Source organism: Flavobacterium psychrolimnae (genome assembly GCF_003312425.1).
In the GTDB taxonomy this organism is placed as follows: domain Bacteria; phylum Bacteroidota; class Bacteroidia; order Flavobacteriales; family Flavobacteriaceae; genus Flavobacterium; species Flavobacterium psychrolimnae.
The window spans coordinates 105939-132350 of sequence record NZ_QNUX01000004.1 but is presented as its reverse complement, the minus strand read 5'-3'; the positions used below and the strand labels follow the sequence as shown (position 1 = coordinate 132350).

Below are 26412 nucleotides of genomic sequence, written 5' to 3'. Positions count from 1 at the left end.
TTGATAATTTTTTATAAAAAATTAGGGTATTTTTTTAAAATCATGATTATTGAATTTTTAAAATTGTTCTTTATAAATATGGAATATCCATTTTTTTTTGTTCATTTTTCGTTATTGATAATTCTTCTTAAATCAAGGTAAAAAAGTTGTAAATAGTAATTTTAGTGAAATAAAAGTTAATAAATTCGCCTCAGATAAAAGGATAATTTAGAGCTAAAAAGGTGTAAAAAAACATGTTTTTCTTAAAATCCCGAGTTCTGAATTTCATAATAGTATTAACCAAAACCAAAAAATTACCAACTAGATTACTAACTAAAACCAACTAAAGATGAAAAACCAATTAGCAGCCATAGCATTATTGCTAACTACAACATTAACATTTGCACAAGAAACAACACCGGCACCTGCAACTACTTTTGCGGGATCAGCAGATGCTTATTACAAATATGATTTTTCCGGAATAGACAATAGCTTAACCAGTTTTACAAATTCTCATAACTCATTTGAATTGGGAATGGCTTCCATTGAAGCTTCTCATAAAATGGGGAAAGCTTCTGTTTTTGTTGATTTGGGTTTTGGTAGCAGAGCCGCTCAATTTACGTATAATGACGATTCTACTACTTTTATGATTAAGCAATTGAATTTTACTTATGAGTTCTCAGACAAATTCAAAGTAACTGCAGGAAGTTTTGGAACACACATTGGATATGAATTATTGGATGCAGTAGATAATAAGAACTACAGTATGTCTTATGCGTTTACTTATGGACCATTTTTTAATACGGGTGTTAAAGCTCAGTATACTTCAGGAAAGATGAGTTTTATGGCTGGAGTTTCAAACCCAACCGATTTCAAAACAACTATTGAGGCTGGTTCTTCTCAGAAAACTTTCATTGGGCAAGTTGCCTTTTTAGGAGATACAGGAAGTGCTTATTTTAATGTGACTTCAGGTAGCAGCAACCCATCTTCTGATGAAAATAAAACGCAGTTTGACTTCGTTGGAACAAAAAAACTGAGTGATGTCTTTTCATTAGGATTTAATGGAACGTACGCAATGACTAACAATGATTTTGATAGTACCTTAGATGGAGAATGGTTCTCTTTGGTTGGATACGCAAATTTAGCATTGAAAGAATCATTGAGTCTGGCTTACAGATTAGAATATTTGGATGCTAAAGAAGCTACAGCGGGTCTTGGTGTACTAGCAGGAACAAGTGTGGTAGGGAATACTTTATCATTAAATTATAAAGTAGGAAACCTAACTATTATTCCGGAGTTTCGTGTAGATACAGCATCTCAAGATATCTTTTCAAATAGTGATGCAGCACCAAAAGGTGTTACCGCTTATGCTTTATTAGCAACAACTTATTCTTTCTAATTCCTCGATAATATATTTTTTTTTTTTTTTGCTGCCAAGATATTATAAAATATTTTGGCAGTTTTTTTTATTAAGTTTTCCCTATTGAAACAAACTACGTATTGTAGAGACTAGAGTTTCATGTGACTTTATTGCAAAAGAAAACGGTTTTTTGAAAGATTCAAAAAACCGTTTTTTATAGTTTGATTGTACTACTAGTTATTGTTTTTTATAAATAGAATAAATAGTGTTTATTGTTTTTTCATCTAAAAGATCGTTGACTTCAGTTTGAATAAAATGCAGTTTGAAAGCCATAATTGCCGCTGGTAAATTTTTTGTATCATATCCTATGATTCGCAATCCTTGTTCTACATTAAAATCAGTAGGAGCTGTTTCTAAATATTCATCGGGCCAAATTCCAAATCCTTTCTCAGCTAGGATTTTCCATGGAAATAATGCACTAGGGTCTTTTTTTCTGGTTGGTGCAATATCCGCGTGACCAATGATATTTTGTGCTGGTATATTATAATCCTTTTTCAGTTTAGTCAAAAGCGCCAATAAACTATTGATTTGCGCTTCAGAAAATAACTCAGTTCCGTTATTATCCAGTTCGATTCCTATTGATGTGGAATTAATGTCAGTATTTTTTCCCCAAGAACCATTTCCTGCATGCCACGCTCTGAGATAATCATTCAACATTTGAACCACTTTACCGTCGTCTGAAATGACATAATGAGAGCTAACTTGAGCTTCTATTTTTGTAAACGTTTTTATAGTTTGTTGTAATGAATCTTGCGCAGTATGGTGGATAATGATAAAATTGGGTTTTCTTAAATTAAAATTTACAGTTCCAATCCATTCCGTATTAATGCCATTTTCTAGTGGTGTTGAACCCATTTTAAAAATTGTGTCTTTATACGTGTGTAATTGTTTAGTATATAAAGTATCAACATTTAGTACTACTTTAGGGATCACCGGTAATGGTTGAGATTCCTTATTAGAAATAGTTTCTTTGAGCGTTTTTAGTTTAGAGTCGTAGATTTTCTCGCTCTTTTTGTAAGGATTCGTGGAGCATGAAGTGATGACAACAGCAAAAATTAAGTAGTAAAAAATTTTTCTCATATTGGGAATTAATTTTTGTGTTTAACAAAAAAATTATTGTTTAGCTTTCTTTTTAGCTTTCGATTTTTTTGGATTTTTTGCTTCTTCATTCATTGCAATATATTTTTCCTTCTGGTCCTTATTAAGCAATTCCATTATTTTTCTGTCTGTGACTTCTGATAGCGCTTGGATGTTTTTTATTTTATCTTCTTGGCTAACTTCTGCTTTTATAAGCATACCTTGTGTTTTTATACTCTCCACCAGAATATTGGATATAGCAATTTCCTGAAGTGCATCAAGAGAGAGTTCCGGTTTTATCTTTTCTATAATTTTTCCAACGGTGACTTCAACAGGAATTTCTTTTGGTTTGTCTATAGCTCTGGTTTGATCCATTCCGCTATTCATTCTACGATTACTTCCATATCCATTTCCATATCCGCCATTCCCGTATTGTGCGGAAATAGTATTTGTTGATAACAGTACAAATGCGAAAATTAGTAAAGATTGAATTAGTTTCATAAATAGCGTTTTAAAATGATTTTAAAAATCGTCCCCAAAATTATGCTGGTTCTCCGTACAAATCGAATTCTGTTGCTTCAATGATTTTTATCATTACAAACTCACCCGTTTTTACGTAATGTTTGGTTGCGTCAATTAGTACTTCATTGTCAACATCAGGACTGTCAAATTCAGTTCTTCCTACAAAATGTCCACCTTCTTTTCTGTCGATGATGCATTTAAATGTTTGTCCAACTTTTTCTTGGTTCAAATCCCAAGAAATTTGGGATTGTAATTCCATGATTTCATTAGCACGCTCTTGTTTTACAGTGTCAGGAACATCATCTTCCAGTAAATATGCATGCGTATTTTCTTCGTGAGAATAAGCAAAACAACCCATTCTGTCAAATTTCATTTCTTGAACAAAATCTTTCAGTATGTTGAAATCCTCTTGTGTTTCTCCTGGATATCCCACGATCAACGTAGTACGAATCGCCATTCCTGGAACTGCCGCACGGAAGTCTTTCAATAATTTTGTTGTTTTTTCTTGAGTCGTTCCACGGCGCATTGATTTCAATACTGAATCAGCAATGTGTTGCAACGGAATATCAATATAATTGCAAATTTTTGGTTCGCGTTTCATGATTTCCAATACTTCCATTGGGAAACCGGTAGGGAAGGCGTAATGCAGACGAATCCATTCGATTCCTTCCACTTTTACTAGTGCTTCCAATAATTCTCCAAGAGCTCTTTTTTTATATAGATCTAAACCATAATAGGTCAAATCCTGAGCAATTAAAATTAATTCTTTTACGCCATTTTTGGCTAAACCTTCTGATTCTTTCACCAATTTTTCAATGGTTTGCGAAACGTTTTTTCCGCGCATCAATGGAATTGCGCAAAAGCTACACGGTCTGTCACAACCTTCAGAAATTTTTAAATACGCATAATTTTTTGGAGTAGTAGTTAAACGTTCTCCCAATAATTCATGTTTGTAATCGGCACCCAATGCTTTTAATAGTTGTGGCAACTCTGTAGTTCCAAAAAACTGGTCTACATTAGGAATTTCCTTTTCTAAATCCGGGCGGTAACGTTCTGAAAGACATCCGGTAACAAACACTTTGTCAACCAGACCTCTTTCTTTCTTGTCAGCATATTCAAGAATCATATTCACTGATTCTGCTTTAGCATTATCAATGAATCCGCAGGTATTTATAACAATAATATTGCCTTCTTCGGCTTCTGGAGCTTCATGTTGTACGTCTTTACCACTGGCGCGAAGCTGGCCCATAAGCACTTCACTATCATACACATTTTTCGAACACCCAAGAGTGATTACGTTAATTTTATTTTTCTTTAAAGACTTAGTTCTCATAACAGTATAATCCCGATATTTTGGGAATTTTGCAAAATTACAATTTTTTATTCAAACTTTCCCGATACTTTTCGGTATTGTTTAGGCTTCCTGCCGATGTTTTTTTGGAGCTATTCCTGCTATACGCTACAAACAAAGTTCACTGAACTCCCATAAAAATGACTGCTAGGTGAAGTAATCTCCCGAAAAAAATCGGGAGGATTTTCACTTCTATCAGGGCTAAAAAAAATCCGTTTCATAATCACGAAACGGATTCTAAATTTTATTTTTTGGTAAAATTACAATTCAAACAAAAGGGATACAGACACTGTATTATTAATAGCATCTACACTTGCTCCGTCCGTAAATCCTTGATTGAAAAATCCTTGTTGAGAATTTCTTTTAGCATAAGAATACGCTAAATCTACTTTGGTTGAACCAAAACTATATCCTAAACCAGCTGAATATCCAGTCAAATCTCCTATTGTCACTCCATTTTTGTATGGACTTTGCTCATAACGATATCCTGCTCTTAAGCTCAAGGCTTCTATTTTGTATTCAGCGCCTATTCTTAATTCTCCAGTAGTGTCTAATATTGAATTGATATCACTATTTAATCCGGTAAAATAAGAGTCGTTTTCAGGTTTGAATTTAGTGTTGCTATAGTCTTTAAGAGCATAATCAACACTGATTAATCCAGATTTTCCAAAAACGTAAGCAAAGCTTCCGGTTAACTTGCTTGGAGTTTGTAATGTATAGGCTTCATAAATATTGACAACCTGCGGATCTACTGCATCTGCTGGTAATTCTCCGCCAGTATTAGCACTTACGGCAACAAGACTTTGTGATAATTCATCCGTCAATTTATACCAAGTTGAAGATTCATATGCTAATCCAAAACGAACTTCATTAGTCAATTTTGCAATGGCTCCCACTTGGAACGAGAATCCAGTTCCGTAAGTGTTTAAGTCATTATTGAATTGTAATCTTGAAACGGTGTAATTATTAGTTAATGGCGCATTATTGTCTTCGTAAAAACTGGACGATTTTTGATAATCAGTAAAATGCGAATTTAAGTTTAATCCAATGTATAATTTGTCTTTGTAAGAGGTTGCTGCATTAAAAGAAAGTTTACCGTTGTATCCTGTGCTGTAAACAGAGTTTTCCTGATAATAATTTCCGCCTGAAGGAGCATTTGAGGTATAGGTAGAATTGTTATTGTTTTCATCAATTGCATCTATAACAAAGGCTTGATATCCTAAAAATGCTTGCTGTGCATCAAAACCGCTTAGTCTAGGAAATTGACTATTAGGTAAATTACTTCCTAAAAACGAGTATAAATCAGATATGGATTCTCCAGGTTCTCTATTGACAAACTGTTGCGGAACGGGCGCTCCATTATTTCCGTTATTGGCATAACTTAAAAAATAATTGGCTACAGAATTGTTTGGGTTTGTTCCTGCTGCAAATAATCCATTATCAAAATTGTTGGTATTTTCATAATTTATACCCATTGAAACTTTTGTCCAATTGTTATTTGTATTTCTGTTGTTGAACACAAAAATAGCTCCGGCTTGGTTCAAATCGAAAGAATTGGTTTTCTCGGATGAGTTAGTCCCAAAGTAATTCGAATTATTTTTAATGTCGTTATTACTTAGAGTAATCGCCATTTGGTTATTAGTAAAAATAGCTGAACCGGCAGGATTAACATTAATAGAAGATAAATCACCACCAAGTGCACCAAATGCGCCACTCATTGCTCTAAAGCGGGCGGTTCCGTTCAAATTATCTTGCGAATAACGCATCGCATCAGAGATTTCTTGTGATTGCGCAACACTTGCTGTCAAGCCTAATGCTAATAAAAATATATATTTTTTCATGTATTTCGAAGGTTTTAATGTGTTATATAAGTAAAACGAATCGGATTATCCTCTTCCGCCTCTTCCGCCACCGCCAGTCGATCTTCCGCCTCCACCGCCACCAGAATTACTAGATCTTGAACTGCTGTTTGAGCTTGGACTGTATGATCTGGAATTGCTATCATTTCTGGTAGCAGGAGTGTAAGACCTTGTAGGAGTATTACTTTCATTTCGAGCATTGGTAGTATTACCTCTTCTGCCTGGATTATAATTAGAATTGTTTTGTGATTGTACTTGATTTCTAGAAAAAGTTGGACTTGTTCTGTTCAATCGACCTGCTGAACCTCTACCAAAATCAGTGCTGTTATTTCCTCTATAGTCTGAGTTTACAGCTCTTCTGTTAATTGTAGTGCTTTGTGTTCTATTATAATTTCCAGAATTTCGATTGCTATTTACTGAATTTGCGTACGAAGAACCTCTGCGACCTGGATTGTGTGAGTACGCTCTATTGTTGTAATAATTTGAATAACCCCAGTTGTTTCCATACCAGTTATTCCATCCCCAATTGTTACCGTAATAATTATTCCATCCCCAGTTATTCCATCCGAAACCAATGTTGTTTCCCCAGCCAAAACCGCCGTTCCAACCCCAATTGTTTCCGTACCAGTTGTTCATTCCCCAACCGAAACCACCATTCCATCCCCAGTTGTTACCATACCAATTGTTCATACCCCATCCAGTATCATAAACGTTTATGCTCACGGTTTGAGGATTACTGCCCCATCCGGGATAGTTGTTGTAGTCTAGGCTGTCGTTTTCTATATTATAATCATTGTAGTTGTCTACATCTGTAAAAATTTCTACAGGTTGATTGTTGTTTTGCAAAGACCCAAAGTAATCTTTGTATTGATTATTTGGATCGTTTTGTGTCTCTACTTCTACAGCTCTTCTTGGAGCGTTACCATAAATTCCATCGGAATCATAGTAAGAACTGTTTTGGTAAGAGCCACAAGATGTCAACAAGATGCTCAAAAATCCAACGAAGTAATATATTGTTGGGTTTCGGAAGGAAAGAGTACTAGTTTTCATATATATGGAGTTTTTATTGTTGCACATTACAAAAATAGTTAGTTTTGCTGAACTATTTATTTAAAAATATTAATGCAAAATTTGTGCCAAACTATTCAATATGAGTAAGAACTTAACTACAAGAGCAGAAGATTATTCAAAATGGTATAATGAGTTGGTTGTCAAGGCCGATTTAGCCGAAAATTCAGCAGTTAGAGGATGTATGGTTATCAAACCGTACGGATATGCAATATGGGAAAAAATGCAAGCTGAATTGGATCGAATGTTTAAAGAAACTGGTCATCAAAATGCCTATTTTCCTTTATTTGTTCCAAAAAGCATGTTTGAGGCAGAGGAGAAAAATGCTGAAGGATTTGCAAAAGAATGTGCCGTTGTTACTCATTATCGTTTAAAAAATGATCCTGATAGACCTGGGAAACTTATGGTTGATCCTAATGCAAAATTAGAAGAAGAATTAATTGTTCGTCCTACTAGTGAAGCTATTATTTGGTCTACATACAAAGGATGGGTTCAGTCATACAGAGATTTACCTTTGTTAATTAATCAATGGGCTAATGTGGTCCGTTGGGAAATGAGAACCAGATTGTTTTTGCGTACCGCAGAATTTTTGTGGCAAGAAGGACATACTGCGCATGCAACCAAAGCGGAGGCTGTGGAAGAATCAGAAAAAATGATGAATGTATATGCTGATTTTGCCCAAAATTTTATGGCGATTCCAGTTATAAAAGGAATAAAAACTGAAACAGAACGTTTTGCGGGGGCAGAAGAAACCTACTGTATCGAAGCGTTGATGCAAGATGGTAAAGCTTTGCAAGCGGGAACTTCACATTTCCTAGGACAGAATTTTGCTAAAGCTTTTGATGTTAAATTTGCAAATGCCGAAGGAAAGCAAGAATATGTTTGGGGGACTTCTTGGGGTGTTTCAACTCGTTTGATGGGTGCATTAGTAATGACGCATTCAGATGATCAGGGATTGGTTTTGCCTCCTAGTTTAGCACCTATTCAAGTCGTGATTGTGCCTATTTATAAATCAGATGAGCAATTAGAAGTCATAAGTACTGAGGTAAATGTTTTGACTGCTGCTTTGCGAAAAATGAATATCTCTGTAAAATTTGATAACAGAACTACTCAAAAACCAGGTTTTAAATTTGCGGAGTGGGAATTAAAAGGAGTGCCGGTACGAATTGCTGTAGGTCCCAAAGATTTAGAAAATGGAACTTTTGAGGTGGCAAGAAGAGATACCCTGACTAAAGAAGTTGTTTCTAAAGATGGAATCGAAACTTACATTAGCGATTTGCTTGAGAAAATTCAAAAAGAATTATTCGAAAAAGCATTAAATTATAGAAATACGCATATTACTGAAGTAAATAGTTTTGAAGAGTTTAAAGAGGTTATAGATTCTAAAGGAGGTTTTGTATCAGCGCATTGGGATGGAACAGCTGCCACAGAAGAGAAGATTAAAGAGTTGACTAAAGCTACTATTAGATGTATTCCTTTGGATAGAGTAGAAGAGGCGGGAAGCTGCGTTTTCACTGGGGAAATCTCCATTGGAAGAGTGCTGTTTGCAAAGGCGTATTAAAAAATAATAATTTTTTTTGCATGTACTATTGTACGTTTCAAAAATAGTTGTATTTTTGCATCCGCATTAGAGAAGCAGGGCCCGTTCGTCTATCGGTTAGGACGCATGGTTTTCATCCATGTAAGAGCGGTTCGATTCCGCTACGGGCTACTATTTTTATTGCATATTAAAGTTTTCCTGAACTTAGAAGGAATAATGGCCCGTTCGTCTATCGGTTAGGACGCATGGTTTTCATCCATGTAAGAGCGGTTCGATTCCGCTACGGGCTACAATTTCAATGTTTTAGATTGATAAAAACTTAGGGGATAATGGTCCGTTCGTCTAGGGGTTAGGACGCCAAGATTTCGTCTTGGTAACAGGGGTTCGATTCCCTTACGGACTACGATTAGTTGTAAATAAGTTTTGTAAAACAGAGGTTGGTGTCTCCAATCGTTGTTTTATTAGTTAAAACCAAAGTGATTGATTAACAATTGTGGGAGGTTTTTCTTTTTTAACTAATAAATTATAACAATTATTACAATTAAAAAAAAATAAAGTAAAATGGCAAATCATAAATCAGCTCTAAAAAGAATTAGAAGTAACGAAAAGAGAAGAGTATTAAACAGATACCAACACAAGACTACTCGTAATGCTATTAAAGCGTTAAGAATAGCAACTGATAAAACTGATGCTACATCTAAATTATCAAGTGTAATTTCTATGATTGATAAATTAGCTAAGAAAAATATCATTCATGATAATAAAGCTTCTAATTTAAAATCTAAATTAACGAAACTTGTTGCTAAATTGTAATTAAAACAATTTGTTATATATAAAAAAAGCTCTCATTTATGAGAGCTTTTTTTATGTCTTGTATTTTTTTATTTTAATTTATTCTTCAGATATTCAAGCATCGATTGACTGATAGGCTTTGATAAAAAGTCAATTACCATTGGGTATTGTTTCGATTTTTCGAGGTCTTCGGGATCAATTGTAGAGGAAAGAACGACTACTTTTATAGTGTTGAATTCTGAAAATTCTTCGCTATTGAAATAATCCAGAAATTCCCAACCTCCCATTACAGGCATGTTTAAATCTAAAAAGATTAATTGTGGTTGTGGAATTTGCTTGTTTTTGTTATTTGTATATTTAATAGTGTTGAAGTAGCTAAGGGCTTCTTCGCCATTTTGTGATGTGATTATTTCATTTGAAAATGAGGATTTTGCAATTACTTTTTTACAAAGCATCAGTGTTATAGGGTCGTCATCAATACATAGAATTTGATCTAACATCATTGTTTGTTTTTAAATGTTAATGTAAATGTAGTCCCTTTGTTGACTTCGCTTTCAATGTCTATTGTTCCTCCCATAGTTTCAACTTGTGATTTTACTAGGTATAAACCTAGTCCTTTGCTGTCCGGATAATTATGGAAACGCTGGTATAGTCCGAAAACTTTATCTTTATTTCGTGCTAAGTCGATTCCTATTCCGTTGTCTTTAAAAATTAAAACAGCAGTATCATCAATTTCTTCGGTGGTTATGGTTATCTTCAGTTTTCTGTTTTCTGATTTGTATTTGATAGAATTTGTCAATAGATTCAATAATATGCTCTCAATATAAGCTTTGTTGGTGTTTATTATAGAAACTTTTTCAAAATTGAGTTTGATGATGGGTTTGTACAATTCAATTTGGAAGTTAAGTTGACTAAAAACATTTTCGAAAATCTCTTTTATCAGTACCGCTTCTTTTTTAATTGAGGGGTTATCTTTTATAATAATCACTTTGACAAGATCGTTAATAGTGTCGTTTAGTTGATGCGTAGATTTATTAAAACCGCTTAATATTTCTTTTAACTCTTGGTCTTCAATAGTGATGTCTTCAATTAAGTTTAAAAGACCGGTCAGATTTGATAATGGCGCTCTAAGGTTGTGTGAAGTAATGTAAGAAAATTGCTTTAAATCTTTATTGTTTTGGGTTAGTTCTCTTATAAGTTGTTCTTTTTCCTTTTCTTGCTTTTTTTCTTCGGTAATGTCTCTTTGAATGGAAATCCAGTGGGAAAGCTCATTGTCAGCATTGTAAATTGGTATCATAGAAAGGCGTACCCAGTATTCGTCTTTATTTTTGGTATAGCTGATGGTTTCTATCAGGCATTCTTCTTTGTTTTTTATTGCTTTCAATAATTTTTCAAGCTCACTAACATCTGAGTTTGGACTGTTGAAAAGATCTGGGGATTTTCCAATAATTTCATCAGATTCATATCCTGACATGATGGAAAAAGCGGGGTTTACATAAATGATATTTGGGATTTTTGCGTCAATAGAATCAGCTTCTGTAATGATAATGGAGTCTTTGGATTGAGTAATCACCGTCTCTAATAATTTAAGTCTCTGTTCTTCCTCTTTTTGTTTGGTAATATCTTGTATGGCTCCAATCATTCGGATTGCTTTACCATTTTCATCTTTCAAAAGGAAACCTCTGTCTAAGACATATTTATAAGAGTTGTCAGAACATCTGAAACGGTATTGATCTTGCCATTTTTCCGTTTTTTGTTCGATGAAGGAGTATAATTTAATAGACATTTTGATACTGTCTTCAGGATGGATTTTATCAAACCACCATGTTGAATTTTCACCCACTTCTTCTTGTTTGTAGCCAAAAATATTCTCAATTCCTTTGTTCCAAGAAAAGTTGTCATCTTCTATTTTCCAGTCCCAAATGGTGTCACTTGTTGCCTTTGCTACAATATCATATTTTTCATTTGACTGCTTAATTTCGTTATTCGAATTTTTAATTTTTTCAAATGTCGCTATGTTTCGGTTGTCGTTTTTCGAGAGGATAAGTTTGAAGATTATTCCGGTAAAGAATATAAATAATATATCCCTAGTAAAGGTATAAAATGGAAGTTTTTCATTAGAAATATATTGTAGTAATAATTTATGACTAACAATAGCTACAAACATTGAAATAAGAATGTAGATGATGATTACTTGATTGGTTTTGCTTTTCATTACTCAAATATAAATAATTATTGCCGAATTATTAAACATGAATGATAACTTATTTTTTAGGTTTTTTTTAAGGTCTGTTTTTGTGTCTAATAGGTTAACAATATGTAAACTATTGGATAAATATTTTTTATATCAAAATAAAGTGTACCTTTGCACCCATTAAAAATCACAGATGGAATCTATTAGAAACATTGCAATTATTGCCCACGTCGATCACGGTAAAACAACTTTGGTTGATAAAATTATGTATCACTGTCAGTTATTTCGTGACAACGAAAACACAGGTGACTTAATCCTTGATAACAACGACTTAGAGCGTGAAAGAGGTATCACTATTACTTCAAAGAATGTTTCTGTAGTATACAAAGGAACAAAAATCAACATTATCGATACTCCTGGTCACGCCGATTTTGGTGGTGAAGTAGAGCGTGTATTGAACATGGCTGATGGAGTTTGTCTACTAGTAGATGCTTTTGAAGGACCTATGCCTCAAACTCGTTTTGTTCTTCAAAAAGCTATTGACTTAGGTCTTAAACCTTGCGTTGTAATCAATAAAGTTGATAAAGAAAACTGTACTCCTGAAGAAGTGCATGAAAAAGTTTTTGACTTAATGTTTGAATTAGGCGCTGAAGAGTGGCAATTGGATTTTCCAACTGTTTACGGTTCTGCTAAAAATAACTGGATGTCTGACCATTGGGAAAACGTAACGGATAATGTGGAAGCATTGTTGGATATGGTTATAGAAAATGTACCAGCTCCTAAAGTTTCTGAAGGAACACCACAAATGTTGATTACATCATTAGATTTCTCAGCATTTACAGGTCGTATCGCTATCGGTCGTCTTGAAAGAGGTATTTTGAATGAAGGTATGCCAATCTCATTAGTAAAAAGAGATGGTACAATAATGAAATCTAGAATTAAAGAACTTCATACTTTTGAAGGACTTGGTCGTAAAAAAGTGCAACAAGTAATTGCAGGAGATATTTGTGCAATTATTGGTGTTGAAGGATTTGAAATTGGAGATACTATCGCTGATTTTGAAAACCCAGAAGCATTGAAAACAATTGATATTGACGAGCCTACTATGAGTATGTTGTTTACAATTAATGACTCTCCTTTCTTTGGTAAAGAGGGTAAATTTGTAACTTCTCGTCATATTAGAGACCGTTTGACAAAAGAATTAGAGAAAAACTTAGCAATGAAATTGGGTGAAACTGATTCAGCTGATAAGTTTATGGTTTTTGGTCGTGGTGTACTTCACTTATCTGTTCTTATTGAAACAATGAGAAGAGAAGGTTATGAATTGCAAATCGGTCAACCACAAGTTATCATCAAAGAAATTGACGGTAAAAAATGTGAGCCAATTGAAGAATTGACAATCGATTTACCAGAATCACTTTCGGGTAGAGCGGTTGAGTTCGTTACTATGCGTAAAGGTGAAATGCTAAGTATGGAAACTAAAGGGGAACGTATGATTGTAAAATTTAATATTCCATCACGTGGAATTATTGGATTGCGTAATCAATTGCTTACCGCAACAGCTGGTGAGGCTATTATGGCACACCGTTTCATCGGATACGAACCTTACAAAGGAGAAATTGCCGGACGTAACAAAGGTTCATTGATTTCTATGGAAAAAGGAAAAGCTATTCCTTATTCTATCGATAAATTACAAGATCGTGGTAAGTTTTTTGTTGAACCAAATGCTGAAATTTACGAAGGTCAGGTAATTGGAGAAAACTCTCGTGGTGATGATATGTGTGTAAACGTAACAAAAGAGAAAAAACAATCTAACGTTCGTTCATCAGGAAATGACGAGAAAGCAAGAATTATTCCTCCAATTATTTTCTCACTTGAAGAAGCTTTAGAATACATTCAAAAAGATGAATATGTTGAGGTAACTCCAAAATCTATTCGTTTGAGAAAAATCTATTTGACAGAAACTGATAGAAAAAGATTTAAAATCTAATTCTATTTTTTATAAAATTGTAAGCCATTCGTTTATTCGAATGGCTTTTTTTATGACTTTGATAATTGTAATTGTTGAAATTAGATTTCTTTATTACTATGGATTTGCATGAGGGATAGGAACTAGCTACCGAAGTAGCGTGGATAGCCGGACAGCATAAAGGGAAAGGGCTACTCATTACAACAATGAATAGCCCTTTCCCTTTATGGTGGCATGCCCTAAAACTTAATTATCTTTTTAAACTAAAATGCCCTTTAGCTTCTCTTCCGTCTTCTAATTTGATGGTGAACCAATAATCATCAGAAGGTAAAGGCTGTCCTGTAAAAGTACCGTCCCAACCTTGACTGGAGGTCGTAATTTGTTTTAGCAATTTGCCGTAACGGTCATAAATATAGATGGTAGAATTTGCATTAAAATTTGCGTTTACTCCTTTTACATTCCAATAATCATTTTGGCCGTCTCCGTTTGGAGTGAAAAATTTAGGGATTCCAATAACAGCTATAGTTTGGCTCACCGTTCCACAACCATTTTTGTCATTAATGTATACTTCATGAATTCCAGCAGCTATATTGTCAAAGAAATTAGAATCTTGAAAAGGTCCTGAAGGAGCATCAAGACTGTATTCGTATTGTCCTTGTCCAGTAACATCTATGGTTATGGAGTTTACATCCGATAAATCGGTGATCGCAATATTCGTAATTTTTGCAATATCGGAAGCGGTTACTTTTATGGTTCTAATTCTGCTACAGCCGTCAAGCGAAATTACTTCTACAGTATAATTCCCTTCATGATTTACATCCAATGTTGGTTTAGTTTCATTCTCTAAAACAGCATTATCTTTAGTCCAGACATAAGTATAATCAGAAGTTGGTGAACCGTCTTGAAAACCTGCGTCTAATGTTACAAAAAAAGTGGGAAGGTTTGAACACACCAACTGATTTTCATCTAAATCTTCATTTGTATCAATATTTGGTTTTGGATTTATGGTTAATGTAACTCTTGGACTCAAACCATAACAAGCATTATCGGCGGTGCTTTCCACTCGAACCCATATTTTTTGTTGATTCGGATAGCCTTCATTTCTATAGTTTGAAGTATTTGTTATTGCATCATTTTCAGATAAAGCATCTTGCTCATTTTTGTAATATTGAATGGAGTAAGGTGTTGCGGTGGGAGGAAGAATAGCTATGATTTCTGTAGTGACGCTACTAAAATCAAAAGTAGCAATTCCGTCAGTATCATCATTAGCAATACCTAAATCATCACATGTAGATAAAGAACGACCGAATGAAGCTGGAATTTGAGTAGTAGATACAATCAAATCAATTGCGGCGGTGTTGTAGCAGCCATTTGAATTTGTAACACGTGTCCAAACCGACATATTTCCGGCAGTGGTATTTCTAAATGCGAAAGGATTGGAAATTAATTCCGTGGAATCTTCATTTTCAGCTCCAGCAAGTGAAGTGTAATAGGTAAATGTTTCTGGAGTTGCATTAGAAGAAATTTCATTGTTTTTGACCGTTAAATTAAAATCAGAGAATCCATCTGTATCATCATCACATTGTACAATTGAGATTCTATTGATTACTGGTTTAGTATAAATTATCAGAGTAGTCTCATTAGAAATCAAGCCACATGAATTCCCTGCTTTTTCTAATTTTACTCTGTATTTGTAATTATTCATTACATTAGTAACATTTATCAATCCTAATGTACTTGTTGTGGCATTTTGATAGTTTCCATAATTCAAGATGTCATTCCAGATTATTCCATCAATTGATAATTGCCATTGATAGGTATTTCCTCCATTGTCAGCAACAGTGATTGTGGTGTTTTCTAAGTCACAAGTGGGATTTGCCAACGGTTGAGAAGTGATTACTATTGGTGCGGCAATTATATAATTATTATTTGGGGTCGAGTAGCCTATGCCGCTGGTAACTTTGCCTTTTTGATTTACAGTTATTGGGCTGCTGCCTAATATTCCATCAGTATCACTATCCATTAAGCCGGCTTCTGTTACATCGAAACAGGAGTCATTGTCGCTATCCAGGTCAATATAATTTAAAGCTCCATCTGAATCGGTATCAGAAATAGTATAATTGATTTTTCCATTATCCGTAGCTGTTTCTAGTCCGTCAAAAAGTCCATTCACTCCAAAAATACTAGAAACGCCATCAATAATTCCATCTGTGTTGGAATCAACAGCATTATGACCTGATTCAACTAAATCATAAATACCATCATTATCACTGTCTAAATCAAGATGATCTGCAATTAAATCCCCATCGGTATCAATAGGTACAATTTCAGGTTCGAATGCATTATCCAAACCATTTTTGTTTCCATCTATTCCTGAAAAAACTTTAAATCCTTTTCCTTGCGCTTCAATGGTATCTGGAATACCATCATTGTCACTATCAATATCCAATAAATCGGGAATACCATCAGAATCTGAATCAAATGTTTGTGTATGGCTTATAGCAAAGATCGCTTTGTTAGCATTGGTTTCAGAAAGATTAGTATGAGTAAATGTTATTGAATTAGTAAGATAAGATGAAAATTGGAAACTTCCTGAACCAGGTATTAGTGGAGTGGTACTTTTTAGTCGGAATCGGATTTCAAAGGAAGAAAATTCAGTTACACCGCTTTCGTAAATTCCGTCATAGTTAGTATCTACCAATAACTGGTTTTGAGGATCTGTCAAAGTAATGGTTTTATCCGTTGGCACTTTTATTATAAAATCGCCTTCTGCATTTAGATATTCAGAAACATCAGTAATTTGGTTTGGACTATCCTGCGAAATGTAATTAATGTTGATACTCTCTGTTTTTGTAAGATTTAATGTATACGTTGTGAAATTTGTTATTCCAGCTAGTACTTCTGATACAAATCCGTACAATGGTTTACCGTTAATCGTTCCGCTTCCTGATGTAGTTGCATTGTAATTTGAGCTTGCAGTGGGATTTGACTGATTGAAGAGTGAAATATTCGCTTCCCGATTATTAGTTATTCCATCATTATCTAAATCAATATCAATGTTGTTATTTGTTCCGTCATTATCTGAATCTAATGGGCATTCGCTTACCGGAATCTTGTCTGAGAAAATAGGAACAGTATTTGGGCATCCTATAATGCTCCCTTGCACCTGGTAATAGCCAGCTTGTGTTGGTGTGAATGAATTTGAATTAGCGCCAACAATTATTTGGTCATTATAATACCACTGAAAAGTATCATAAGAAGATAGCGTACTTATTTTGAGGACAACATTTGGAATACAAGCTGAATTAGATACAGTAATTTTATCAGTAACAATTTCTGGTTTAGTGTCAAATCCGGAATAGTAACCACCATAAGTTGCAGCTCCATTTGTACCAAAATAAGAAACGTACACTTGTCTCGTGGATTTTACCGCAATATTTCCTGTCAAATTAAAAAGGGAATATCTTACATAATTGGTATTCCCTATTACGGGAATAGCAATTGAATTAATTGGACTATTATTTATTGTTACTGTAGCACCTGCCTCAGTAACAATATTCAATCCACCATCATATGATATATTGCCAATCGATTGAATGGCCGGAATGTAGTCAACTATATTTGGAGTCGCACAATTTAAAGGTGGAACAAAAAATAAATTTTGGTTGGCTGATGAAAAATCGCCACCGATACTTTGATAAGCTGATACGTTTTCAGAGGTTGAAACATATAAGTTTCCATCAATAAATTGGCTTCCATCGATGACAGTATATTGTCCTCTATTGATAGTGGCAAAAGGAGTTGTTGATCCGTTGATGAAAATTTTGGTGTTATCAAGATTTGCAATCAATAAAACTCTTTCTAATTCATCACTTCCTAATCCTTTTACAAAAATATATTCTTTTCCAGTTTTCTCTAAAGGTACAATTTGGTCAAAGCCCACATCTCTTCCAGCAGGATTTCCCTGTGCATTCACAATTGTGCTGTTGCTACCTGCAAAAGAACCAGAATTGACTACTATTGGTTTATCCGATTCCACTAAAGCTCCAATCATTTTTGAACTATTGGAAACCGTGTTGTTGTAGTTTTCAAGAGCTAGAATGTAACTTTCATTTTTGTTTAAAGTAATTTCTATTGGTCCAGAAATAATGGTTCCATTTGCTAATCTTGTCCCTGTTTCTATATTTGAAATAGTTATTTTTGTTCCGTTTTCTGTGGACAAAATAGAAGCAAAATTTAAAACACTGCTATCAAATACAGGATTTAACATTGCACCTAATCTGAAATTTTTACCTAATGCACTATTTCCTTTAGAGACTAATCCTCCTGCGTGATTATAGGAATTATTTTGAGAAGCAAAACCAGCATTTACCCTAACGCTTACATAAATTAGATCTTCGGCTTCAATTACAAAACCTTTATTTATAATAATTCCTAAGCTAGCCTTTGGAGTAAATAATTGTGTGTTTTGTCCTTGTCCTATAAAATAGATGTAAGGCGAATCTTTTTTTACAACTCCGGTAACAATAGAACCTCCGTTTGCCATAATCTTAAAATTCACATCAGTAGCACTAGGTGTGGAGATATATAAATAATGATCACCTGCTAAATTGGTAGAACAGGTTAATGGCGGGATATAATGTGTTTTGCTAAACTGCGAGAAACAACTTATGGAAAGAAGGATAAAGAGTGCGAGTAAAGTTTTTTTCATTTGCTAAAAATAGCAAAATTTATATTATCTTTTCAATGAAAAATGACCTTTTATTGTTCTGCCATTTTCCAAATTTAAATGAAACCAATAATCATCAGCAGGTAACGCAGAACCATTGAAAGTTCCGTTCCAACCATTAGATGAAACTGTTAATTGTTTCAGTAGCTTTCCGTAACGGTCAAATATGTACAAAGTTGATTTTGGTAGTGTATCTAAATTTTTAATTTTCCAAACATCATTGTATCCATCATTATTTGGTGTAAAATAACGAGGATAATCTAATACATAGGTTACAAAAGGAAGCGATAAACCACAACCATTTTTATCTCTGGCCAAGAGTAAATATTCTCCCGGAGCAACGTCTTCAAAAGTTGAATTATCTTGAAAAAAATCACCGTCAATTGAAAATTCGTAATCACCACTTCCCGTATATTCAATTGTAATTGAATTTCCATTTCTAGCAAAATCATTTACTTTTACTCCGGTAATTGTTGCAATTCCTGAAAGGGAAACAATAAATTTTTTAGTTTTTTGGCATCCATTTTCATTCGTTACTGTAACGTAATATATTCCCGGAGAATCAATTGTTATGCTGTTTGTTGTAGCTTCGGTACTCCATAAATAGCTCGAGAAACCTATGTCAACAACTAAGTCAATTGTGTAACCTTCACATAGTATTAAAGATTCGTCTTGAAAATTGGGCGGGTCAAAAGGGTTTACTTCAAGTACAATAGGTGGAATTGCATAGCAATCAGGACCATTTAAAATTTTAGCAAAAATCGTTTGCTGATTCGGAACCGTATTTTTAAAAAGAGTCGGTAACTCATTTTGTTCCACAACAGCATCATTGGTTTTCAAATAATATTTAACTACTAATCCTGGCGGTAATCCAGCTAAAACTTGAGGCGTGACTTGCGAATTTAAGTTAAATTGAGCCAATCCATCTTCGGAACCATCGGCATCACAAGTAGCAATAGGATTTTGTGGCGCTATTGCAATATTAGAAACAAGAAGCTTTATTTCTGCAAAATTTTCACATCCTAATGCATTGTTCACTCTTGCAAATACGGATTGATTGGTGCCGGTATTTGTGAAAGAACTGGCATTGGTAATTGGATTCAGTTTTGCTTTGGCATCAGCTAAAGAATTATAATAAACCACCGCACTTAAATTTGGTATGTTATTTTTTACAATTGCATCTACTTTAGTCAAATCAAATATGGTGAATCCATCCGCATCATCGTCACATTGTGAAAGAGTAGTGTCCATTAAATCGATTTCCGGAATATATTCGATTTTTATTTCCTCGGTCGCGATACAACTGGCGGTGAGCAACACCTCTACTTTATAAATTCCAGGGCTGGTAACGTTATAAGTGGGTGTAGTTTCGGGTAAAAGCACATTGTTTTTGTACCATCGATAGGTGTAATTTGAAGATAATTTAGGATCGATTGTAAAGCTTTCGCCAAAGCAAATTGCAGTATTTGTTGTCAACAGTCGATCAGGTCCTAAGTCAATTTTTGGCAAAAAACTACCTGCTTCAAGAAATACTGCTGAGTCATATAGATTATTCTGATCATCTGCAATCACTAATTTTATATGATACAGTTTACCTGCAATAACGTTAGTTTGGGCATTTAGAACGATTGTCTGAGCACTGTAATTTATTGGGCTGGTACTACCATTATATCCTCCAAAATAGTTTTCGTTTTCAGGAGGACATCCTGCTATGAATCCGTTGTCATTATTGTATCCAGAAATTAAGGGATGTACATTTGTTGAGGAGACCGGAATCGCAATGTTGGGTAAAACCGCTATATTTTGATAGGCTGCAGTACTTCCTTTTTCTTTGATTAAAAAAGCAAATCCATCTGAATATAGACAAGGGAAATTGGACTGATATTCATTAGATGCAAAGATATAATTGAAGCTAATGAAATTAGTCAAAGGCACAAAATCAAATTCAAGAACAGTCGCATTAAATGTTTGATTTAGATTTAATGCTTGTTCTAAATCAGAATCACCAGCCCAACGCGAGTCGCCACCACCTCTATTTGTTACAAATGGACCTTCGGAATTTTGACTGGTCCAGGTACTCAAAACAACTCCTTCTTTGAACGGAAAACTACTAGTAGCAGCATTAAAATAAGCATAACTTTTTTGACTTCCAGAATAATTATCGCCAGTTGCTGTTGGGTTCATAATGGTGGCACAGGAACTATTTACTAAAACATTTTCTATAAGTTTACTAGCCGTATACGTGTCGTTTACTGTAATAGATTGTGCAGTTGCATTACTGGAAATGCAACAAATGAAAAGATAAAATAGTATTGTTTTTACACCACTCATAGAGATGTAAAGATACTATAAATCTCTATTTTTCAGTAATCGATAGGAAAGGAAAATGAAAATCACTGTCCAGCATAAAACAATAATAATGGATGATAATTCTACATCATATTTTTTAATATTATCTAAGCCAATTTGTGTTCCCAAGTTTTTAACTACAGATAATCGGGAAAAAGGTTCAACAATTAAATTCGACATGGATTCTAAAGGGAAAAACTGCATAATTGAGGCTGCTGTTTTACTTTCAGGGAAAATTTTGAAAGTCAAAACTCCCTTGATAATCCCTTCAATAATATTCCAAACCAATAGAAATCCCAGCGCAAACGCAGAACGTTTGACCAATATTCCTAAAAATAAACAGAAAGAGAAAAATCCAACTAATTTGATGAAATAGGCCAGCAAGTATTCTAAATCCGAGAATACAATGCTAATTTCCGTGTACGAAGAAAAGCTAAATCCTAAAAGAAGCGACATTATAAAAATAAAAACGGTCGATACTGTTGCAAATAAAACTACGGTTAGAAACTTAGATTGAATAAATTCTTTCTTGCTCATACCATCAATTAAATTTTGTTTCAGCGTTCCATAACTGTATTCGTTTGCCATCATGGAAACTATTACAATTGCTAAAAACAATTTTAAAACGGCCGCAATATAAGTATTGAAATGCCAAATAAAAGGGAAATTGAATATTCCCATTTCCGCAAGATGAAATTTGAAAATACCTAAGTCAAATTTTATCGAGGCGATTAATGCAATGAAGGTTAAAAGGATAAAATAGGTCAAAGTCAAAACCCGGCTTGCTTTGTTTTTCCAGATTTTTTGAAGTTCTATTGAGAGAAGTCGTTTCATTATAAAATTGTGATTTAAGTTTTAAATGGTTGTGATTAGTAAGACCGCTGTTATTGATTTTTTGTCAATTCCAAAAATTGTTCTTCCAAGCTGTTTTTTCGCTTAACCAAGTGATTTAATATGATGTTTTTTTCAAAAAGAAATCGGTTTAATTCTTTTGCGTCTAAGTCGTCTTTTAAATAAACTAAAACCTTTCCTTCTTCATTCACAACCTTTTTTACGGCAGGATGTGTTTGTACCACTACTATTAAATTGTCAATATCATCAGCATGTATTTCAAAGAAACCTTCGTTTGCAGACATTCCGTCTACTAATCCGGTGTATAAAATCTCGCCTTTTCTTAAAACCAAAACATGCGTACACACTTTTTCTACTTCATCCAATAAATGAGAAGCCAGTAAAATTGTAGTTCCTTTGGCTGCAATTTGTTTGATAATATCTCTTATTTGATGAATTCCCTGAGGATCTAAACCATTTGTGGGTTCGTCGAGAATTAAAATTTCAGGATCATTCAATAGGGCTGAGGCTATGGCTAAGCGTTGTTTCATCCCTAGAGAAAAAGTACTGAATTTGCTGTTTTGACGATCTGTTAAACCTACTAATTCCAATTTTTCGTTGACTTTAGCATAGTTTATTCCTTTGATTTTACAAACCAGTTCCAAGTTTTCCTTAGCGGTCATGTAGGGATAAAAGTTGGGTCTTTCTATGATTGCTCCCACTTTTTTTAGGGCTTCATGAGTTTCCATTGTACCGCCAAACCAGCTGTATTCTCCAGAAGTTTTATTGACCACATTCAGAGCGATACCTAAAGTTGTTGATTTTCCGCTACCATTGGGCCCCAGAATTCCATACACATTGCCTTTATGAATATCGAAAGAAACGTTTTTTAGTGCTTGAAGTGCGCCATAACGTTTGTTGAGATTTTTGATAGAAAGTATCGTTTCCAATGGGTTCATCTTTTACAGTTTTATATAGGACGAACAAGAAAGGAATTTGTTACTATTTAATCGGAATTAGTTTATTTCTCCAATTAAGAGGCAGAGCGTATTTAATTTTTCGGCTGTTATGGGCTTCATAATGTACTGTTTAACAACGCTATATTTTTTTGCCATCTCAATATCAGCAGGGTCTATAGAAGAAGTCATGATGAAAATAGAGATTTCTTTTTTTAGGGATAATAAAATAAATTCATCTAAAAACTGCCATCCGTCCATGAAAGGCATATTCAAGTCCAGCAAAATGGCATCGGGTAAAAATCCATCTTCAAGGTCATTTTGTTTTAATTTATCAATCGCGTGTTGCGCGTTATAAAAGGATTGGATTTCCTCACAAAAATCATTTTTAGAAATGAGAATGCTCATTAGTTTCACGGTTAATTTATCATCATCAATGATATACGTCAATTTATTTTTCATTTAGATAAATTTTAAAATTAGAACCTTGACCTTCTTCACTTTCTACTTCAATTTTGCCATCCATAGCTTCCAGTTGGTTTTTGGTTATGAATAAACCAATCCCTTTTGCATCTTCATTACCGTGGAACGTTTTATACATTCCAAAAAGTTTATGACCGTTTTTTTCTAAATTTAATCCTAGACCATTGTCTCTAAAATTTATTACAATATAATTTTCAATAATTTCAAATCCTATTGTTAAGGTAGCATTTCGTCTTGGTGATTTGTATTTTATGGCATTTGTAAACAAATTTAGTAAAATACTGTCTAAGTATGCGGGAATTGCAGTAACAATTAAATCATCAGGAATGGTGTCAGTAATTTGTATTTTACTTTCTTTTATTGCTAAACGTAATGACTTTTTTGTTTTTTCGATTTCTTGCTTTAAACGAATTTCTTTCTTTTCAATATTTGTTTTTTGTTGAATAGTTATAATTTCGTTTAAATATTCAATGGTTTCCGATAGTTTTTCGGTTCCTTCTTTGAACAGGTCAAAATACGAAAGTTTCTCATGAACATCATCTGTATTTTCAATCACGTCAACAACCATAGAAAGGTTGCTGGTATGGGAACGGATGTTATGGGAAACAATGTGTGTGAAATTGTATAATTTGTTGTTTTGACTGCTTGTGACTTCTAAGAGTTTTTTTAATTCTAACTCTTTTTCAATTCTTGACGTAACATTTCGGCCTACACCAATGAAATTTATAAAGTTATTCTCGCTGTCAAATACTGTCGTAATATTCAACTCAAACCAGTATTTTTCTTTATTTTTAGTGTAATTGAGTATCGTGATTTTTATGCTTTCTTTATTTTCGATTGCTTTTTTCATCAATAAAGTAGCTTGTTCATCCGTTTCAGGACCTTTGGATAAATAGCCTGGTTTCTGTCCTATTACTTCTTCCATTTCTAAACCCGTAAGATCTAGATATGCTTGGTTTGCCCAAACCGCAACTCCTTTTGCATCTGCAATTACAATTGTATCTGTAGTTTCGGAAGCAGCAAGTGAAAGTAAATTCAATTTGTTTTCAACATTTTTTCTTTCACTGGTATCTCTGATATAACACACTAGATACGTGATATCTCCCACCTGAAATTTCTTTCCGGAGGCTATCTCGACAGGAATTGAATCTCCCCATTTAGTTTTTATATACGTTTCATTTACGGTATATTGATTCCTGGATAAATTATATCTAAGAAAATATCGTGCTTCCTGCCTGTGTTCCTCTGGAAAAAGTCTAGAATTGTGAAGACCTTTTAATTCAGAAATTTGATATCCGGTGAGTTCTTCGGATCTCGGATTGCAATCTGTAATAACCCCGTTAGAAGTGTCAATAATAAAAATAGCGTCATTAGCACTCGAAAATATAGACGAAAATTTTTCTACATTTAATTGAAGTTCATTAATTAAATTTTGCTCATTTGTGATATCTTGAAAAGTACCCAATAAATTGAAAGGTTTTCCATCAATAAATTCTACTTGACAAATGCATTCTACATATTTAATATTGTTTTTTGCCGTCGTTATTTCAAATTTGTCTTCAAATGAAATCCCTTCGCTGATTGCTTTTTCGACAAGTATTGCAATTCGCTCTCTATTTGGACCAGCAGTGTAAAAATTGATTCCACTACCGTAAACAGGCTCAAAATCATCGGAAACTTCCAGAATACACTTTGTAACCATATCCCAGAAAATGTGATTGGTTTCTAAATTCATTTTCCAAATACCAATCTTGGCTGATTGCGCAGCCTTGAAATAGAGTTCAAGTTTATCTGTCATTAGTAGGTTTTAAATATTTTAAGGCATTGGGGGCTTTCAAATATAAAACTAATATCTTCGGTGTCGGTTTTTTTAACATAAAAAGACTTCTTCACCAAGTCGAAACTAAAATTTATAAATAACTTACTAGAGATTTAACAATAAATCCATTTCTGTTTTTGTTTGAACTTTGAAATAGATTATTCAGTTTAGTTTTTCTGCAGGATGAAATGTTATTTCTATTATTTAATTGGTGAAAATTTGAAAGGATACTCTTTATGGAAGTTTAACTTTCTGTTTTTAAATTTTTGATCTGTTTTCTCTTTAAATTATTCAATTTGAAACGGGTATATATTTAGAAACTATTCCCATTCAGCAGGTTAATTTATTGTAATTTTGTATTAAATTTTTTCCAATGAGTGAGCCAATAATGCTTTTCAAAAAACCATCATATCCTATAAATGATTCCCTTTTGGAGTATTTAGAGCGTTTTGATCGGATATCTAAAGTTTCAATTTTTTACGATGATTTATTACGCTTTTCAGGGTCTGTAACGGTTTATGATAAAAACGATCAGGATACCTTATGGATTAGGGTTTATTACAATGAATTTGAAAGAGAAGAAATTGATTTGAATCTAAAAAAAATCTATTCGTTGTTACACTCGGATGGAAATTTGGGGATTATCAAATTCTTAAATGTGGATTCCATTGATTATTGCACTTTTGGGAATTCGAAACCATTCCGAATAAAAGTGAGAAATATTCTCAATGACAATTACACTCATTTTTACATCAAGAAAGCCGATGCTTCCCGAGTGTATGGCTTAGAACTGGAACACATTCTTTCGCCTGATAAAATCAACTTTTTAGTCTATAAAGACACTTTGATTGAAGAACATATTATGGGAATTCCCGGCGATGTGTTTATCAAAACCTTACTGGCTGATTGTACAGAAACCGAGAAATCTCAAATAGCCAAAGAATTTGTAAAGTTCAATGAACGCTGCATGATTCGATTATTAGGGGATATGCGTTCCTATAATTATGTGATTGTTCCCACGCATGATTTTGATCACGTCGTTTATAAAATACGTGCGATCGATTTTGACCAACAGTGTTATGAAGGAAATTTCAAAGTCTATCGTCCGCAGTTTTTTAAAGAGAATTACCCAATGGTAAAATTGGTCAAAGACAAACTTCAAAACAGTTCTATTGAACAATATAAAGATGAGGAAAGATCTGTATTGGCCAAAAGAATTCTTTCTGCTGAAAACAGAATAAACAGGTTGTTAGAAATTATGGGTGAAGATGAACTTGCGCCTGAATCTCATTTGAAACAATTGCAACTGGAATTGTACCGTTATACCAATGATTTGAATTTTAAAAAGGCTAAATCAATGGGGAATATTATGACTGCAGCATTCGAATTTATCACACGAAATTTCAAAGGAAATAAGGTATTCAAAAATAGAATTTAAAGTATTCTGGTATTTAATATTCAGTTTAGTATCAAT

The 26412-nt window shown here is 33.8% G+C and carries 18 protein-coding genes and 3 tRNA genes; 8 read left to right on the top strand and 13 right to left on the bottom strand.

Going from position 1 to position 26412, the window contains the following annotated elements; translation table 11 throughout:
• Positions 1-328 precede the first annotated feature (328 nt).
• A complete protein-coding gene (locus tag DR980_RS05950) occupies positions 329-1378 on the top strand; it encodes an outer membrane beta-barrel protein (RefSeq protein ID WP_113634339.1) in 1050 nt (349 codons plus the stop codon).
• A 198-nt stretch (positions 1379-1576) separates the two neighbouring features.
• Here DR980_RS05950 and DR980_RS05945 read toward each other — a convergent pair whose 3' ends face one another.
• The 5 genes from DR980_RS05945 to DR980_RS05925 form a co-directional block, all read right to left on the bottom strand.
• Positions 1577-2479: an N-acetylmuramoyl-L-alanine amidase gene (locus tag DR980_RS05945; protein ID WP_113634338.1), complete on the bottom strand. Its 903-nt coding sequence runs from the start codon at positions 2477-2479 to the stop codon at positions 1577-1579.
• A 33-nt stretch (positions 2480-2512) separates the two neighbouring features.
• The gene (locus DR980_RS05940; protein ID WP_113634337.1) at positions 2513-2977 is read right to left on the bottom strand and encodes a hypothetical protein; all 465 of its coding nucleotides are present in this window, start codon (positions 2975-2977) and stop codon (positions 2513-2515) included.
• Positions 2978-3017: 40 nt separating this feature from the next.
• Positions 3018-4331 (bottom strand): 30S ribosomal protein S12 methylthiotransferase RimO, encoded by a 1314-nt coding sequence (gene rimO, locus DR980_RS05935; RefSeq protein WP_113634336.1) that lies wholly within the window; start codon positions 4329-4331, stop codon positions 3018-3020.
• Positions 4332-4609: 278 nt separating this feature from the next.
• On the bottom strand, positions 4610-6190 hold the full coding sequence (locus tag DR980_RS05930) for an OmpP1/FadL family transporter (RefSeq protein ID WP_113634335.1): 1581 nt from the start codon (positions 6188-6190) through the stop codon (positions 4610-4612).
• Positions 6191-6235: 45 nt separating this feature from the next.
• Entirely contained in the window at positions 6236-7258 is a 1023-nt protein-coding gene (locus DR980_RS05925; RefSeq protein ID WP_113634334.1) for a hypothetical protein, read from the bottom strand.
• A gap of 100 nt (positions 7259-7358) precedes the next feature.
• On the opposite strand from DR980_RS05925, the gene proS reads away from it, so the two are divergent.
• From proS to rpsT, 5 genes are all read left to right on the top strand, one after another.
• The gene (gene proS / locus DR980_RS05920) at positions 7359-8837 is read left to right on the top strand and encodes a proline--tRNA ligase (protein WP_113634333.1); all 1479 of its coding nucleotides are present in this window, start codon (positions 7359-7361) and stop codon (positions 8835-8837) included.
• 78 nt (positions 8838-8915) lie between these two features.
• Positions 8916-8987, top strand: a tRNA-Glu gene (locus tag DR980_RS05915).
• A gap of 47 nt (positions 8988-9034) precedes the next feature.
• A tRNA-Glu gene (locus DR980_RS05910) sits at positions 9035-9106 on the top strand.
• A gap of 41 nt (positions 9107-9147) precedes the next feature.
• Positions 9148-9219 (top strand) — tRNA-Glu (locus DR980_RS05905).
• A 158-nt stretch (positions 9220-9377) separates the two neighbouring features.
• A complete protein-coding gene (rpsT, locus tag DR980_RS05900) occupies positions 9378-9629 on the top strand; it encodes a 30S ribosomal protein S20 (protein ID WP_113634332.1) in 252 nt (83 codons plus the stop codon).
• Between the two features lie 68 nt (positions 9630-9697).
• Here the strand turns inward: rpsT and DR980_RS05895 are convergent, their stop codons facing one another.
• Both DR980_RS05895 and DR980_RS05890 read right to left on the bottom strand, forming a co-directional pair.
• Positions 9698-10111, bottom strand: coding sequence for a response regulator (locus DR980_RS05895; protein ID WP_317047921.1), 414 nt, complete (start codon positions 10109-10111; stop codon positions 9698-9700).
• Positions 10108-11823, bottom strand: coding sequence for a PAS domain-containing sensor histidine kinase (locus DR980_RS05890; RefSeq protein WP_113634330.1), 1716 nt, complete (start codon positions 11821-11823; stop codon positions 10108-10110). Before DR980_RS05890 ends, DR980_RS05895 begins: the two co-directional genes overlap by 4 nt.
• A 172-nt stretch (positions 11824-11995) precedes the next feature.
• Between DR980_RS05890 and typA the strand changes: the two genes are divergently transcribed.
• Entirely contained in the window at positions 11996-13792 is a 1797-nt protein-coding gene (gene typA / locus DR980_RS05885; protein WP_113634329.1) for a translational GTPase TypA, read from the top strand.
• Positions 13793-14021: 229 nt separating this feature from the next.
• Here typA and DR980_RS05880 read toward each other — a convergent pair whose 3' ends face one another.
• From DR980_RS05880 to DR980_RS05855, 6 genes are all read right to left on the bottom strand, one after another.
• Positions 14022-18482 carry a T9SS type B sorting domain-containing protein gene (locus DR980_RS05880; RefSeq protein ID WP_113634328.1) on the bottom strand — a complete coding sequence of 1487 codons (4461 nt, stop codon included), beginning with the start codon at positions 18480-18482 and terminating at the stop codon, positions 14022-14024.
• 24 nt (positions 18483-18506) lie between these two features.
• The gene (locus tag DR980_RS05875) at positions 18507-20831 is read right to left on the bottom strand and encodes a T9SS type B sorting domain-containing protein (RefSeq protein ID WP_113634327.1); all 2325 of its coding nucleotides are present in this window, start codon (positions 20829-20831) and stop codon (positions 18507-18509) included.
• A 15-nt stretch (positions 20832-20846) separates the two neighbouring features.
• Positions 20847-21683, bottom strand: coding sequence for an ABC transporter permease (locus tag DR980_RS05870; RefSeq protein WP_113634326.1), 837 nt, complete (start codon positions 21681-21683; stop codon positions 20847-20849).
• Between the two features lie 50 nt (positions 21684-21733).
• Positions 21734-22630, bottom strand: a complete 897-nt coding sequence (locus tag DR980_RS05865) for an ABC transporter ATP-binding protein (protein ID WP_113634430.1) — start codon at positions 22628-22630, stop codon at positions 21734-21736.
• A gap of 66 nt (positions 22631-22696) precedes the next feature.
• Positions 22697-23098 (bottom strand): response regulator, encoded by a 402-nt coding sequence (locus tag DR980_RS05860; RefSeq protein WP_113634325.1) that lies wholly within the window; start codon positions 23096-23098, stop codon positions 22697-22699.
• Complete coding sequence (locus DR980_RS05855; protein WP_113634324.1) at positions 23088-24917, bottom strand: sensor histidine kinase; 1830 nt, start codon at positions 24915-24917, stop codon at positions 23088-23090. Before DR980_RS05855 ends, DR980_RS05860 begins: the two co-directional genes overlap by 11 nt.
• A 394-nt stretch (positions 24918-25311) precedes the next feature.
• Between DR980_RS05855 and DR980_RS05850 the strand changes: the two genes are divergently transcribed.
• Entirely contained in the window at positions 25312-26376 is a 1065-nt protein-coding gene (locus tag DR980_RS05850) for a hypothetical protein (protein WP_113634323.1), read from the top strand.
• The last annotated feature ends 36 nt before the right edge of the window (positions 26377-26412 follow it).